The organism is Ilumatobacter fluminis (genome assembly GCF_004364865.1).
Lineage (GTDB): Bacteria > Actinomycetota > Acidimicrobiia > Acidimicrobiales > Ilumatobacteraceae > Ilumatobacter > Ilumatobacter fluminis.
In genome coordinates, this window is record NZ_SOAU01000001.1 from 202827 (window position 1) to 216495 (window position 13669).

Here is a 13669-nt window from a genome sequence, read left to right on the forward strand (position 1 = left end):
GGTACCCAGTCGACGGTCGGATGATGTCAGACATCATCCGACCGGCCGGCGGCCCCCACCCTCAGCGGGCTCGTCGGATGATGTCTGACATCATCCGACGCTGGTGTCCTTTCAGGGCATGTCGACGATCTGGTAGCCGGCGGGGCCCTCGTAGATGACACCCTCTTCGGCCGTGATGGGGAATGGGTCGGGAACGAACAGGGCCATGATCGCCCCGGGCGTCGACCAGAACTGGTCGTACCGCTCGATCAGGGTCAGCTCGTCAGCCGGGCGCGTGTCCTCGATCGCGACGATCAGCCCGTGCTTCACGTCCCCATAGCTCGTGAGCCCGACATCGGCGACGTACGCGTCGTCGGCCCACTTCATCGGGGCGAGGTCGACCAGTTGGGCATCGGGGCCGAAGTCGCCCGTGTACGCAGCGGCGTACAGCGACACGTCCTCGTACATCTCGACCTCGTCGACCTCGAGTCGGAAGTACGACGGGTACGAGAACAGTGGGTTGTGGATGACCTCGAACCGCAACCCCGCCTTCGCGGCCAGGTCCTCGGCGACCTGACGCAACCGTTCGCTCTCGGCGCCGTCGTCCTCGTAGAGCGAGGCGATGTACAGGTTGACCGTGATCGCCAGGTCGTCGGGCACGTCGCCCGGGTCCCCGAACAGCGGGCTGCCGGGCACGTCGGTCGACGACGACGTAATCACCTCGACCGCCTCGACGGTCGGCGCCTCGGCCGGGTCAGGCGATGTGAAGAACGGTTCGGTCATCGTCGCGGCGAACACGGGACCCGGATCGAGCGGGGCGTCGGTCAGTGACGTGACGGTCGGGGTGAGCCCGTCCAGCGGGAACTGGCCGGCCGGGACGCCGCGCACCTCCAACGGTTGCACGACACCGCCCTGCTGGTCGGGGAACACGCCGCGCACGTTGCGCAGCGCATCCGCGACGCTCTCCGCCGGAATCGCCTCGACCGCATCCACGCTGATCGGAACGTCCACCACCGAGACGGCCGCAGCGAGGTTGATCGTGCCGAGCGGGCTGAAGTGGGTGGTCGTGCCGGAGGCGAACAGATCGTCGCCGACACGGGAGACCGTGAGGTCGTCGAGCGGGGCGAACTGGCCGTCGTCGTTCTGGGTGAACGGCACGACGAGCGGGACGCTGCCGAGGTCGACGGTGTCGCCAAAGGCGCTCATGTCGAGGCGGCGTGACACGACGACCGGTTCGTCGAACTCGGCGCCGTCGGGTTCCATCTCGTAGATCGTCACGCCGGGAAGCTGGTCCGCGTCGCCCAACTCGGGCGGCCACTCCGACGGATCGAGTACCCGCACGGTCGGGTTCACCCGTTCGGCGTCGGCCGCGCTCACGGTGAGGGCGACGGCGCCGTCCTCGCTGTAGACGGTGACCGGTCCGGCGGGCTCCGCCGGCTCGGTCGTGTCGGGCGTGGCCGGTTCGGTCGAGGCCGGGACCGTCGTGGCGGATGCGGTCGTCACCGGCGCCGCCGTGGTCGAGGGAGGTTCGGGCTCGGTCGTCTCCGCCGGCGCTGGCTCCGTCGCCGGTGTCGTGTCGGCCGAGTCGTCGTCACCGCCTCCGCACGCGGCGAGTGCCATCGCCGCCGTCAGACCGGCCGCGACCAGTCGCCTTCCGCTGCCCGACATGGTCCGCTGGGTGGACATGTCCGCCTCCTTTGCCGGCAACGCCGCCCGCCACCGTTGCCGACCATCCCACCACGGACGTCAACCCCGGCGGCCCGCGAACCCCGTCGTGACCTCAACCGACCGGTGCAACCTTGCGACACCCCTCTGGCATGCTCGGGTTCATGGCGGCTGACGATCTCTTGCTCGATGCGCTCCGGAAGCTGACCGGCCGCGCCGACGCATCGTTCCGCGACGGGCAGCGGGAGGCGATCAGTGCGCTGGTCGACAGCCGCTCCCGCGTCCTCGTCGTCCAGCGCACCGGCTGGGGCAAGAGCGCGGTCTACTTCCTCACCACCCACCTGCTGCGCGAGCAGGGGTTCGGGCCGACCCTGCTCATCTCGCCGTTGCTCGCCCTGATGCGCAACCAGATCGACGCCGCGACCCGACTCGGCTTGCGCTGCGAGACCATCAACAGCGCGTCCGCCACCACCGTCCACGAGCTCGAGGGCCAGCTGCGCGCCGACGAGGTCGACCTGATCCTCATCTCTCCCGAACGGCTCGCCAACCCACAGTTCGCCGAGAAGATCATGCCGCTCGTCGGAGAGCGGCCCGGCCTGATCGTGATCGACGAGGTGCATTGCATCTCCGACTGGGGGCACGACTTCCGCCCCGACTACCGCCGCATCGGTCGCCTGCTCGACGAGCTGGCCGGCACGTCGGTGCCGATCCTCGGGTGCACCGCCACCGCCAACGATCGCGTCGTCGCCGACGTCGCCGTGCAGCTCGGCGCCGAACTCACCACGTTCCGAGGCCCGCTCCGCAGAGACGGCCTCGCCCTCAGCGCTCACGCGCTCGACCGCCCGGCCGAACGGTTGGCGTGGCTCGCCGAAACGGTGCCGACGCTCGATGGCTCCGGCATCGTCTACTGCCTGACCGTCCGCGACGTCGACAACGTCACCGACTGGCTCCGGTCGAAGGGGGTGAACGTCGAGGCGTACCACGGTGGCCTCCCGAACGAGGAGCGGCTCGCCGCCGAGGCGAAGCTGCAGCGCAACGAGATCAAGGCGCTCGTCGCGACGACCGCACTCGGCATGGGCTACGACAAACCCGACCTCGGATTCGTCGTCCACTTCCAGTCGCCCGGCTCACCCGTCGCCTACTACCAACAGGTCGGCCGTGCCGGCCGTGCGCTCGACCGCAGCGAGGGCATCCTGCTGCGCGGTCTCGAAGACGCGGCGATCCAGGACTACTTCATCGAGAACGCGTTCGCCGCCGAACACCTCGTCAACGATCTCGTCGAGGCCTACGACCGATTCGACGAACCGGCATCGCTCATCCGAGCCCAGGAGTACGTCAACGTCAGCATCGGCCGGCTCGAGATGGTCGCCAAGCAACTCGACGTCGACGGCGTGCTCGAACGCGTCGAGGGATCGAAGTACGCCCGCACCGATGTGCCGTGGGAGTACCCGGCCGAGCGCATCAACGCCGTCACCGCCGCCCGCCGGCGCGAGCAGCAGTCGATGCTCGACTACTTCCACACCGACGGCTGCCGCATGCGCCACATCGCCGACCTGCTCGACGACCCCGACGCATCCGACTGCGGCATCTGCGACAACTGCACGGGCAGCACCGCCACCATCGACCTGCCGACCGAACTCGTCGCCGAAGCCGAACGGTTCCTCCGCAAGCGCCCGATCGAACTCACCACCAAGAAGCAGGTGTACGACCCCGAGCGGGGCAGTCGCCGCAACTTCCCGAAGGAAGAGCGGGCCGAGGACGGTCGCGTGCTCGGCATCTGGGGCGACGCCGGCTGGGGGCAGCTCGTCCGGCGGGGCAAGCTCGACGACGGGGTGTTCGACGACCAACTCGTCGATGCGTTCGTCGAGATGGTGGAGGAGTGGGGTCCCGACCCCGCACCTACGTGGGTCACCTGCGTGCCGTCGCTGCGCTACCCGCGCCTCGTGCCCGACTTCGCTATAGCTGTCGCCGCTCGACTGGGCCTGCCGTTCGAACCGGTCGTCGTCAAGGTCGACGAGCGGCCACCCCAGGTCGAGCAGCAGAACAGCGTCCACCAGCAGATCAACATCGAGGGAGCGTTCGCCGTCGACGGCACCGTGTCGGGCGGGCCCGTCCTGCTGATCGACGACATCGTCGACTCCAGCTGGACCATGACCGACGTCGCCCGCCGCCTCCGCCGTGCCGGCGCCGGCCCCGTCTGGCCCGCCGCCCTCGCCTCCAGCTCCAAGCGCGAGTCGTAGCGGTCGGATGAGGTCAGACCCCAACCGACGACCTGACTCGTATCACCGTGCTCGGCGGGTCGGTTGGGGTCTGACCTCATCCGACTGGTATCTGATCGGATACCACGTTGGTACAGTGGTCTCGTGGAGGCTGCGGTGACGATCAGGACGGTTCGGGAGCGGGCGGGGCTGTCGATGCGGGAGCTCGCTCGTCGGGCCGGCACCTCGCACGCGACCCTGTCCGCCTACGAACACGGCGCGAAGTCGCCGACTGCGGCGACACTCCAGCGCATCGTCCGAGCTGCGGGAGTCCAACCCGTGATCGCCTTCACCAAGCGCGCCGCCCCGGCGAGCCGACGCGGCGACGAGCTCGAGGCGGTCCTCCGGCTCGCAGGCCAGTTCCCGGCACGACATCGTCGCCGACTCGACCTCCCCGTCTTCGGGCGAGCCTCGTGATCGACCTCGTCGGACGCATCGTCGAGCTCGACGAACGGCTCACCGACGCCGACATCCCACACGCGTTCGGCGGAGCACTCGCGCTCGCGTGGTGCACGCAGCAGGCGCGCGGCACGATCGACATCGACGTCAACCTGTTCCTGCCCACCGACGACCTCGATCGCGTCGAGGCGGCGCTCCCCGACGAGATCGAGATCGCCCCGGCGCAACGCCGGGAGATCCACGCCGACGGCCAGACCCGCCTGTGGTGGGGCGAGGTTCCGGTCGATGTCTTCTTCAACACGACGGAGTTCCACGAACGAGCGGCGTCCCGAGCCCGAGTCGAACCGTTCGCCGGCCGTGACGTGCCGTTCCTCGACTGTTCCGACCTGGCCGTCTTCAAGGCGTTCTTCGACCGTCCGAGGGACCGGGCCGACCTCGCCGAGATGCACGAGGCCGGCAGCCTCGACGTCGAGCGGGTGATCGGCGTGCTCGCCACCTACCTCGGCGGCGCCGACCACCGCATCGAACGACTCGTGGCGCTGAGCCGCAGCAACGACACGTGACCCCACCCGCTCCTACGGGTCGGGTGGGCGGTCGAGGAGGGCGATCAGCTTCTTCGGGGCTCTCGTGCAGTAGCTCTCGGTGACGAGTTCGGCGACCTCGTCCCAGTCGGTGTCGTCGTCGATCACCATCCCCATCGCGTCCCGCCCCCAGCCGAGCAGGAAGAACGGATGGCCGGCGTTCTTCAACACCTCCAGCTCCTCGCCCTGCGACCGGAACGTCAGCACCACCCGACGAGGCTCTCCCTCGTCGTCGATCGCCAACAGCTGCGCGAAGGTCTGTTTGCGGACACGCCACCGCACCCCCACCCACGCCCGTTCCTCGTACGCCTCGGGCAGCGACTCGCCGATCGCACGGAGCCGGTCCTCGTACTCCTCGGGGACGTCGTCCACATACGCACGACCCTTCGGCTTCGCCATGCGAGCGATCGTACGCCGGGCGACGCAGGCGTCAGGGCAGGAGCCCGCCGAGCAACGGCAGGTCGATGTCGATCGAGATCAGCGGCGGCACCGTCGTCGTGCTGGTCGGCGGCGCGACGATCGGTGGCACCGTGATCGGGGGCGTCGTCACCACCGGTGTCGTCACCGACGGGACGGTGACGACCGGGGTCGTGACCGCCGGGGTGCTCACCGACGGCAGTTCGATCGACGGCAGGAGAACGGGAGCCGTCGTCGACGGCGTAACGACCGTCGGAGCACCCGGCGCCCCAGGCGCCGCAATGGTCGTCGGGCTCGTCGTCGGGCCGGTCGGCGAACCGGCCGGCTGCTCGAACGGTGCGAGCGTGGTCGACGGCGCAGCACCGTCGGAGTTCGGCTTCTGCGTCGACGGTGACGTCGAGGTCGTCACCGGTGCCAACGGGATCGTCGCAGCCGGTGTCGTCGTTAATGGGGTGAGAGTCGTGTCGGGGCTGCTCGTGTCGACGAAGGCGCCGGTCGACGCCTCGCCCACGACCGGAACGACCGTCGCCGCGACGTCGGGCGCCGGTTCCGGAGCGGCACGCCGGTCGTCACCCGTGGATGCAGGTTCGGGCGCCGCAGGTTCTTCGGCTGTCTGGTCGAGTGGCGTCGCGCCAACCGCAGTGGGGACGTCGGTCGTCGCCGTGGCCGTGAGCTGTTCCAGCTCCGCGGCGAACGCCGTGCGCCGTTCGGCGGAGTCGTCGGCCAATCCGAGTACGGCCGCCGTCGTGAACGCCGCTGCGCCCACCGCCGGCGACGTCGCGACCGACACGCCCGCCCGCACGATCGGGATCTCGGTCAACCACGCCAACCACCCGGCCGATCGTGATCGACCGACCGATGCGTTGAGCATCGCCCGCACCACCGCCGGATCGAACTGTCCGCCCGAACACCGCACGAGCTCCTCGCGAGCTGCGGCGTTCGACATCGGTTCCTTGTACGACCGCTTCGACGTGATCACGTCGTATGCGTCGGCCACCGCCGTGATGCGACCGGCGAGCGAGATGTCGGTGCCGGCCAACCCGGTCGGGTAGCCCTTCCCGTCCCATCGTTCGTGGTGCTCGCCGGCGGCGCCGACCCACTCGCCCAGCCACGGCGCCAGCGGGCGCAACATCTCGGCGCCGATCGCCGGGTGTCGCTTGAGCTGCTGCCACTCGTCGTCGGTCAGCTTCTCTTTCTTGTTGAGCACCGCCGCCGGCACCTCGATCTTGCCGACGTCGTGGAGCAGTACGCCCCACGCCAACCCGTTGCGGTCGTCGTCGGACAGGCCCATCTCCTCCGCGATCAGGTCGGCGTACGCACGCACCCGTTCGGTGTGGCCACGCGTGAGTCGATCGTGACGGCCCAGCCCGTTCACGAGCACGATCGCGTTCTCCGCCGCCTCGGCCGGCGACGAGCCCAATCCGTCCCGGTGGTACACCTGCGCCCGTTCCCGCATCTGCTTCACGGTGCCCGAGCGCAGCGCCACGCCGAAGCGCGACGGCGCCCGGTCGGGGAACACGAGCGTGAGCTGCATGAGGGCTGCGAGCGGCAGCAGCCGGCGCGTCAGGCGACCGACAGCATGGGACACCAGCGCACCGACTGCTGCCGCTTGCAGGATCCACACCACGAGCCCGACCGTTCCGGTCGGACGTATGAGGTGCGTCCCCACGAGCCGGATCGCCACGTAGGCCGCGACGATCGGCGTGAGGAAGGCGGCGGACCGGATCGCGAACGATCCCGCACGTGAGGCGCGCCACGTCGCGGACGACTCCGTTGCGCCTCGAGTGGGTCCCGCCATAACAGCAGTATGGAGAGTGTGCGTACGCCTGTCGTCGCGCCCTGGGGGTTCTTGTCGCAGGCTTGAATGCGCGGTTCGACGCCGTCTCTCTTCGTGAGGATCGGGTTCGGTTGGCCGTTTCCCGTGGTGGGAAACGCTGCAACCGGAGATGCTCGACGGGATACGTTGGGGAGGTGCGCACCGGTCGATCGGTGCGTGAGGCGGAAGGACGACATGGGTCGAGGACGGACGGGAGCGGCGCTGATCGGTGCTGCGGTGGCGCTGATGGTCGGTGGCTCCGTCGCGTCCGCCGGCCCCGACCCGTCGGTGCCCGAGCCCTCGGTTCCGGAGACGTCCGCGCCGGAGACGTCAGCGCCCGAGCCGACGATTCCCGTCGAGACGAGCGTCCCGCCGACCGAACCGTCAGTACCTGCCGAGTCGGAGACGTACACGATCTCGGTCTCGATCGACGCAGACGAAGACTTCCTGATCGCCCGAGAGGCTCGCGTCGCTCTGCACAACCCGGAAGTGGCGGACCCATTGAGCGAGGCGATGCCCTGTACCTCGGTGCCCGTCTGCCAGCGGTTCGAGGTACAACCCGGCGAGTATCGACTCACGTTCGCGATCGAGAACAGCGACGAGGCTGCCTATTTCCTGACGCTCGAGGATGGCTCACCTGGCATGTCGTTCGGCCTCTCCGTTACCGACAGCGATGTCGAGCTGCTGTTCGGAGTCGGTGCCGTCGGCACCCCGCCGCTGCCGCCGTCGACCTCGTCGACCACATCGACGGTCGCTGCTGCGGGGCCGGTGCCGGTCGCCGAATTGCCCGAGACGGGCAGCAACGGGCGACTCGGAGTGGCGTCGCTCCTCTTGATCACCGTCGGCTTCGGTTGCGTCGTGGCCGCCCGCCGTCGCCCCGCCTGACTCCGGCCGACCCCCGCCAGCGCGGCATCATCGGGAGATGCCCGCCCCGTTGGTCTCCGCCGTGCTCGGCCTGTGGCAGGACCGGCCGCCGGAGGAGAACGTCGCCGTCGCCCGTCTCGCCGACGAACTCGGCTACCCCGAACTGTGGATCGGTGAGATGGCGACGTACGATGCCTTCGCACTCGCCACGGCGATCGCCGGCGTGACCGACCGGATCGACTTCACGATCGGACCGCTCTCGGTACATGCGCGCACCCCGATGACCGTCGCCGTCGGCGCTGCCTCGGTCGCGAACCTGACGGGCCGCCACGTCGACGTCGCGCTCGGCACGTCGAGCGACGTCGTGGTCGAACGCTGGCACGGACTCGAACGTGGTCGCCCGGCACGGACGCTCGAGGACCATGTGGTCGCCACCGCCGAATTGCTCAGCGGCCGCAAGGCCGACCTCCGAACGGAGACCGTCTCGACGACCGGCTATCGCCTCCGACTGCCGTCGCCCGAGAGCAGCCTCACCGTCGCGGCCTTTGGGGTGCGTGCGATCGGCGTGGCCGCACGGGTCGCCGACCGGCTCGTGCTCAACATGGTCACGCCGGCAGCGGCTCGACGCCTCGTCGACGAACTCGCAACGGCGGCAGAAGCGGCCGGCCGCCCCTGCCCCACGGTCGCAGCGTGGCTCCCGGCTGCGATCGACCCGACCGACGAGACGCTGCACCAGATCACGATGGGACTCGTCGCCTACCTCGCCGCCCCCGGCTACGGCGAGATGTTCGCCGAGGCCGGCTTCGGAGACCTGGTCGAGTTCGCCCGCTCCAGTCCGCACCCCAAGGAACTGTTCGCCGCTGTGCCGCCGGAACTCATCGACGCGATCGGCCTGATCGGCACTGCCGACGACGTCGACGACCGCATCGCCGACTACACCGCCGCCGGCGTCGACGAGATCTGCCTCGTTCCCGCCACGGCCGGCCACGCAGCGGAGCGCACACTCGGCACGCTCGCTCCCGGCTGACCGGGTTCGTCAGCGGCCCTTGAACTCGGGGGTGCGCTTCTCGACGAACGCACGCACCGCTTCGGCCGTGTCGGACGTGGCGAAGTTGACCGTCTGGGCCGAGCCCTCGTTCTCGAGTGAGCGCTGCAGCGTCGACTCGAACGACTCGTTCAGCAAGCGCTTCGTCTGCGCCAGCGCGATCGGCGGGCCGGCCGCCAGGCGCGCCGCCCAGTCGGCGACGAACGTGTCGAGCTGGTCGTTGTCGACCACACGGTTGACGAGACCGATCCGGTCGGCCTCGTCGGCGTCGATCAGGTCGGCGAACAGGGCGAGCTCCTTGGCACGATGAAGGCCGATGCGGCGGGGGAGGAACCACGACCCGCCGAAGTCGATACTGAGTCCGCGCTTGGCGAAGATCTCGGCGAAGCGAGCGGTGCGGTCGGCGACGACGAGGTCGCACGCCAACGCCATGTTCAAGCCGGCGCCGACGGCGACGCCCGACACCTTGGCGATGGTCGGCTTCGGCATCTCCGCCAGTGCGACACACGCGGCGCCCACCCGCCGCATCGCCGACAGCTGGTGCTGGTCGAGGTGTTCGGGCGGTTCGTTCCCGTCACCGGCCAGGTCGGCGCCCGAGCAGAAGTCGCCCTCGGCGCCGGTCACGATCACCGCTCGGTCGTCACGTCGCACGGCGATCTCGCGGAACGTCTCGGCGAGCTCGTCCCACATGTCGGACGGCACGGCATTCTTGCGTCGTGGCCGGTTCAGGGTGACGGTCACGATCCCGTCGGCACGCTCGACCAGCAATCTCTCCGAGGACATGGAGCGACGGTACCGACCGACCCCGAGGCTGGACGAGTCGGGCGCCAGCCGGGAAACTCAGGATCCATAGTATGAGTTATGGCAAAACTCATACTATGATCGATTCATGGCGCCCGACCCCGATTGGCCCAGCGTGGCGTACGAGGAACGGTCGTGGACGCCGACGACCGAGATCCCTCGACGCTGGCGAACGACGTATGCCGGCCCGTACCTCGCCGCGGTCGTCCCCACGATCGAGTCGGTCGTCGTCGACACGCCGTCGGCAGTGGCAGCGCTCGCCGACGAAGCGGCCACGATGCTTGCCGCCTTCGATGCCGAACTGGGCGTCGAGCTCGTGCCGTACGGTGCGATCCTCTTGCGGAGCGAGTCGGCCTCGTCGTCGAGAATCGAACGGTTGACCGCATCGGCCCGATCGGTCGCGCTCGCCGAGCTGGGCGACCGGAGCCGACGCAACGCCACCGAGATCGCCGCCAACACCGCTGCGATGCGGGCGGCGCTCCGCCTCGCCGACCGGGTCGACGAGGCCGCCATCCTCGAGACCCAACGAACGCTGCTCGACGACGTCCAACCGGACGCCGTCGGATGGCGCGATCAACAGGTCTGGATCGGCGCGAGCAGCTACGGCCCGCACACGGCGGCGTTCGTCCCACCGCATCACGAGCGGGTCCGTCCGGCGGTCGCCGACCTCGTCGCCTTCGTCGAGCGAGACGACCTCCCTGTCGTGGTCCAGGCCGCGATCGCCCACGCACAGTTCGAGACCATCCACCCGTTCACCGACGGCAACGGTCGCACCGGCCGTGCGCTACTCCACGCGATCTTCCGGGCGAAGGGCCTGACACGTCACGTCGCCGTGCCCGTCTCCTCCGGACTGCTCGTCGACGTCGACCGCTACTTCGACGCTCTCGACGCGTACCGCAACGGCGAACCCGTTCCGATCATCGAACGTGTCTCGGAGGCGATCCACGCGGCCGTCGTGAACGGACGTGCCCTCGTCGAGAGCGTCCGATCGATCCGGCAGCGCTGGAGCGACGGACTCGTCGCCCGACCGCAGGCCACCGTCTGGCGTGCGCTCGACGTCATCGTCCGCCAACCCGTGCTCGACTCGGCGTTGCTGCAGCGAGCGATCGACGTGCGGGCCCAGGCGGCCGATGACGCCATCGGGCGCCTCGTCGACATCGGCGCACTCGAACAGGTCACCGTCGGCCGCCGCAACCGGAAGTACGCCGCTCCGGAGATCCTCGCCGCACTCGACGACTTCGCCGACCGGGGCGGACGCCGAACGCCGCCCGCGTAACCACATCGTCGACGCGGCGACGCTCCGACTGCGGTCGCACGAGAGGCCGTCGTTACGTTCGGAGACACGGTCACGACCCACGGAGGCAACACGTGAACTTCGATCTGCCCGACGACCTGGCGGCCTATCTCGACGAGCTCGACGACTTCATCGAGCAGGTCATCAAGCCGATGGAGGAGCGCGACGACAACATCCGCTTCTTCGACCACCGCCGCGAAGACGCCCGTACCGACTGGGAACGCGGTGGCCTCCCCAACGACGAGTGGTACGCGCTCCTGCGCGAAGCGAAGCTCGCCGCCGACGACGCCGGCCACTTCCGGTACGCGCTCCCGAGCGAATTCGGCGGCAAGGACGGCACGAACCTCGGCATGGCCGTGATCCGTGAGCACCTCGCCCGCAAGGGCCTCGGCCTCCACAACGACCTGCAGAACGAACACAGCATCGTCGGCAACAACGTCGGCCTGCTCCTGATGATGCACTACGGCACCGACGAGCAGAAGGCCGAGTGGATGGAGCCGCTCGCCCGACTCGAGACCGGCTTCGCGTTCGGCATCACCGAACTCGACCACGGCTCCGACGCCACCCACATGGACACCCGCGCCGTCCGCGACGGCGACGACTGGATCATCAACGGCAACAAGACGTGGAACACCGGCATCGACACGGCGCCCTACGACCTGATCTTCGCCCGCACCAGCGGCGAGGACGGCGACGGCACCGGCATCACCGCCTTCCTCGTCCCGACCGACTCGCCGGGGTTCGAGATCGAGGAGTTCCTGTGGACGTTCAACATGCCGACCGACCACGCCACGATCTCGCTCACCGACGTGCGCGTGCCGAACTCGGCGATCTTCGGCGGTGAGGGCAAGGGCCTGCAGGTCGTGCAGCACTTCTTCAACGAGAACCGCATCCGCCAAGCCGCCTCCAGCCTCGGCGCAGCGGAGTTCTGCATCGACCAGTCGATCGAGTACGCCAAGGAACGCAAGCCGTTCGGCAAGCCGCTGTCGCAGAACCAGGCGATCCAGTTCCCCCTCGTCGAACTACAGACCCAGTGCGAGATGCTGCGGGCCCTCATCCAGAAGACGGCGTGGCAGATGGACACCTACGGCGTGTGGTCGGTGTCGGACAAGGTCTCGATGTGCAACTACTGGTCGAACCGGTTGTGCTGTGAAGCGGCCGACCGGGCGATGCAGGTGCACGGCGGCCTCGGCTACTCCCGCCACAAGCCGTTCGAGCACATCTACCGACACCACCGCCGCTACCGGATCACCGAAGGCACCGAGGAGATCCAGATGCGACGCGTCGCCGGCTACATGTTCGGCTACATGGGCCAGCGCGCCCCGAAGGGCGTCAAGGAGTAGCGCAACGCCGAGGCTGCCGTTTGAGCAGGGCGGGTGACGGGCACACCGGAACGTGTGACCACGTCCGTTCCCGATCTCGTCGCCGCCATCGGACCCCGAGTCCGCACCTCTCCGTTCTTCCCGGCCACCGTACGCGCCGGCGTCACGGCCGTGTCGACGTACAACCACATGTGGCTCCCGATGAGCTACGGCGACCCGGAGCGTGAGTACGAGCGCCTCACCACCGGCGTGTCGATGTGGGACGTCGCTGCTCAGCGCCACACCGAGGTGAGCGGACCCGACGCCGACGCCGTCGTCGAACTCGTCACGGCCGTCGACACGAGCGACACCGACCGGTGCCGTGCGATCTACGCACCGATGTGCGACCACGACGGTCGCCTCATCAACGACCCGGTCCTGTTCCACTGGCACGACGGAACGTGGCGCTTCTCGATCTCCGACTCCGACGTGCGCCTCTGGCTCCAGGCGATCATCCGCGCCCACGAGTTCCGCGCTCAGGTCGCCGAGCTCGACACCGCCACACTCGCCATCCAAGGACCGAAGGCGGGCGACGTGATCGACGCACTCGGCTTCGGATGGTTCGACGAACTCGACCAGTTCGAGCAGCGGCCCACCCCGATGCGGCTCGACGACGGGCCCGCCGTCGAGGTGGTCGTCAGCAAGTCGGGCTGGAGCACCCAAGGCGGCTGCGAGATCTTCCTCGACGACGCGACGCGGGCGGTCGACCTGTGGAACACCGTCTCCGCCGCCGGCGAACCGTTCGACATCGGACCGGGCGCACCGAACGCGACCGAGCGGATCGAGAACGTGCTCCTGTCGTACGGGACCGACACCGGCTACGACGCCGACCCGATCGAACTCGGCCTCACCGACCACCTCGATCTCGACCGCCCCGACTTCATCGGACAGGCGGCCCTGCGTCGCATCCGCGACGACGGACCGAAGCGACGTCTGCGAGGTGTCGTGATCGACGGCGACGACATCGGCGTGCTGCAGCAACCCGTGCCGTTCACGATCGGCGGCGACCGCGTCGGGCTGCTCCGTGCGGCGACCCACTCGCCCCGGTTCGAGAGCAACATCGGACTCGCTCTGCTCGACGCCTCCTGCACACCCGGCGACGTCGGATCGGTCGAGCTCGACGACGGGCAGCGCACCGCACGGCTGGTCGAGCTGCCGTTCGCCGACTCGCTCGAAGACTGAGCCCGAC

At 69.1% G+C, this 13669-nt stretch carries 12 protein-coding genes; 8 read left to right on the plus strand and 4 right to left on the minus strand.

The genetic code is table 11. The features are described 5' to 3' along the window. Positions 1–111: 111 nt before the first annotated feature. A complete protein-coding gene (locus BDK89_RS00880) occupies positions 112–1665 on the minus strand; it encodes a Plug domain-containing protein (protein WP_133867157.1) in 1554 nt (517 codons plus the stop codon). Between the two features lie 143 nt (positions 1666–1808). Here BDK89_RS00880 and BDK89_RS00885 point away from each other — a divergent pair, with 143 nt between their 5' ends. The 3 genes from BDK89_RS00885 to BDK89_RS00895 all read left to right on the plus strand — a co-directional run bounded on the left by BDK89_RS00885 (position 1809) and on the right by BDK89_RS00895 (position 4864). Then, positions 1809–3884 carry a RecQ family ATP-dependent DNA helicase gene (locus BDK89_RS00885; protein WP_133867158.1) on the plus strand — a complete coding sequence of 692 codons (2076 nt, stop codon included), beginning with the start codon at positions 1809–1811 and terminating at the stop codon, positions 3882–3884. Between the two features lie 123 nt (positions 3885–4007). After that, positions 4008–4319 (plus strand): helix-turn-helix domain-containing protein, encoded by a 312-nt coding sequence (locus BDK89_RS00890; RefSeq protein ID WP_208293914.1) that lies wholly within the window; start codon positions 4008–4010, stop codon positions 4317–4319. Then, positions 4316–4864 (plus strand): hypothetical protein, encoded by a 549-nt coding sequence (locus tag BDK89_RS00895; RefSeq protein ID WP_243839063.1) that lies wholly within the window; start codon positions 4316–4318, stop codon positions 4862–4864. The genes BDK89_RS00890 and BDK89_RS00895 overlap by 4 nt, the downstream gene beginning before the upstream one ends. 12 nt (positions 4865–4876) lie before the next feature. Here the strand turns inward: BDK89_RS00895 and BDK89_RS00900 are convergent, their stop codons facing one another. Together BDK89_RS00900 and BDK89_RS00905 are read right to left on the minus strand one after the other, a co-directional pair. Further along, positions 4877–5281, minus strand: a complete 405-nt coding sequence (locus BDK89_RS00900) for an MmcQ/YjbR family DNA-binding protein (RefSeq protein ID WP_133867159.1) — start codon at positions 5279–5281, stop codon at positions 4877–4879. A gap of 31 nt (positions 5282–5312) precedes the next feature. Beyond that, positions 5313–7097: an HD-GYP domain-containing protein gene (locus BDK89_RS00905; protein WP_133867160.1), complete on the minus strand. Its 1785-nt coding sequence runs from the start codon at positions 7095–7097 to the stop codon at positions 5313–5315. 213 nt (positions 7098–7310) lie between these two features. On the opposite strand from BDK89_RS00905, the gene BDK89_RS21525 reads away from it, so the two are divergent. Further along, a complete protein-coding gene (locus tag BDK89_RS21525; RefSeq protein WP_166657290.1) occupies positions 7311–8000 on the plus strand; it encodes a hypothetical protein in 690 nt (229 codons plus the stop codon). Positions 8001–8037: 37 nt separating this feature from the next. Next, on the plus strand, positions 8038–9006 hold the full coding sequence (locus tag BDK89_RS00920) for an LLM class F420-dependent oxidoreductase (protein WP_133867163.1): 969 nt from the start codon (positions 8038–8040) through the stop codon (positions 9004–9006). Between the two features lie 9 nt (positions 9007–9015). Here the strand turns inward: BDK89_RS00920 and BDK89_RS00925 are convergent, their stop codons facing one another. Next, a complete protein-coding gene (locus tag BDK89_RS00925) occupies positions 9016–9807 on the minus strand; it encodes an enoyl-CoA hydratase/isomerase family protein (protein ID WP_133867164.1) in 792 nt (263 codons plus the stop codon). 106 nt (positions 9808–9913) lie between these two features. Here BDK89_RS00925 and BDK89_RS00930 point away from each other — a divergent pair, with 106 nt between their 5' ends. From BDK89_RS00930 to BDK89_RS00940, 3 genes are all read left to right on the plus strand, one after another. Next, positions 9914–11101: a Fic family protein gene (locus BDK89_RS00930; RefSeq protein WP_133867165.1), complete on the plus strand. Its 1188-nt coding sequence runs from the start codon at positions 9914–9916 to the stop codon at positions 11099–11101. Between the two features lie 92 nt (positions 11102–11193). Next, a complete protein-coding gene (locus BDK89_RS00935) occupies positions 11194–12462 on the plus strand; it encodes an acyl-CoA dehydrogenase family protein (RefSeq protein WP_133867166.1) in 1269 nt (422 codons plus the stop codon). A 54-nt stretch (positions 12463–12516) separates the two neighbouring features. After that, complete coding sequence (locus BDK89_RS00940) at positions 12517–13662, plus strand: glycine cleavage T C-terminal barrel domain-containing protein (protein WP_133867167.1); 1146 nt, start codon at positions 12517–12519, stop codon at positions 13660–13662. Positions 13663–13669 lie beyond the last annotated feature (7 nt).

What these genes read in the sequence shown, in the direction of transcription:
- BDK89_RS00880 (WP_133867157.1), bottom strand. Translation starts at nt 1,665, where the DNA reads ATGTCCACCCAGCGGACCATGTCGGGCAGCGGAAGGCGACTGGTCGCG.
- BDK89_RS00885 (WP_133867158.1), top strand. Translation starts at nt 1,809, where the DNA reads ATGGCGGCTGACGATCTCTTGCTCGATGCGCTCCGGAAGCTGACCGGC.
- BDK89_RS00900 (WP_133867159.1), bottom strand. Translation starts at nt 5,281, where the DNA reads ATGGCGAAGCCGAAGGGTCGTGCGTATGTGGACGACGTCCCCGAGGAG.
- BDK89_RS00905 (WP_133867160.1), bottom strand. Translation starts at nt 7,097, where the DNA reads ATGGCGGGACCCACTCGAGGCGCAACGGAGTCGTCCGCGACGTGGCGC.
- BDK89_RS21525 (WP_166657290.1), top strand. Translation starts at nt 7,311, where the DNA reads ATGGGTCGAGGACGGACGGGAGCGGCGCTGATCGGTGCTGCGGTGGCG.
- BDK89_RS00920 (WP_133867163.1), top strand. Translation starts at nt 8,038, where the DNA reads ATGCCCGCCCCGTTGGTCTCCGCCGTGCTCGGCCTGTGGCAGGACCGG.
- BDK89_RS00925 (WP_133867164.1), bottom strand. Translation starts at nt 9,807, where the DNA reads ATGTCCTCGGAGAGATTGCTGGTCGAGCGTGCCGACGGGATCGTGACC.
- BDK89_RS00930 (WP_133867165.1), top strand. Translation starts at nt 9,914, where the DNA reads ATGGCGCCCGACCCCGATTGGCCCAGCGTGGCGTACGAGGAACGGTCG.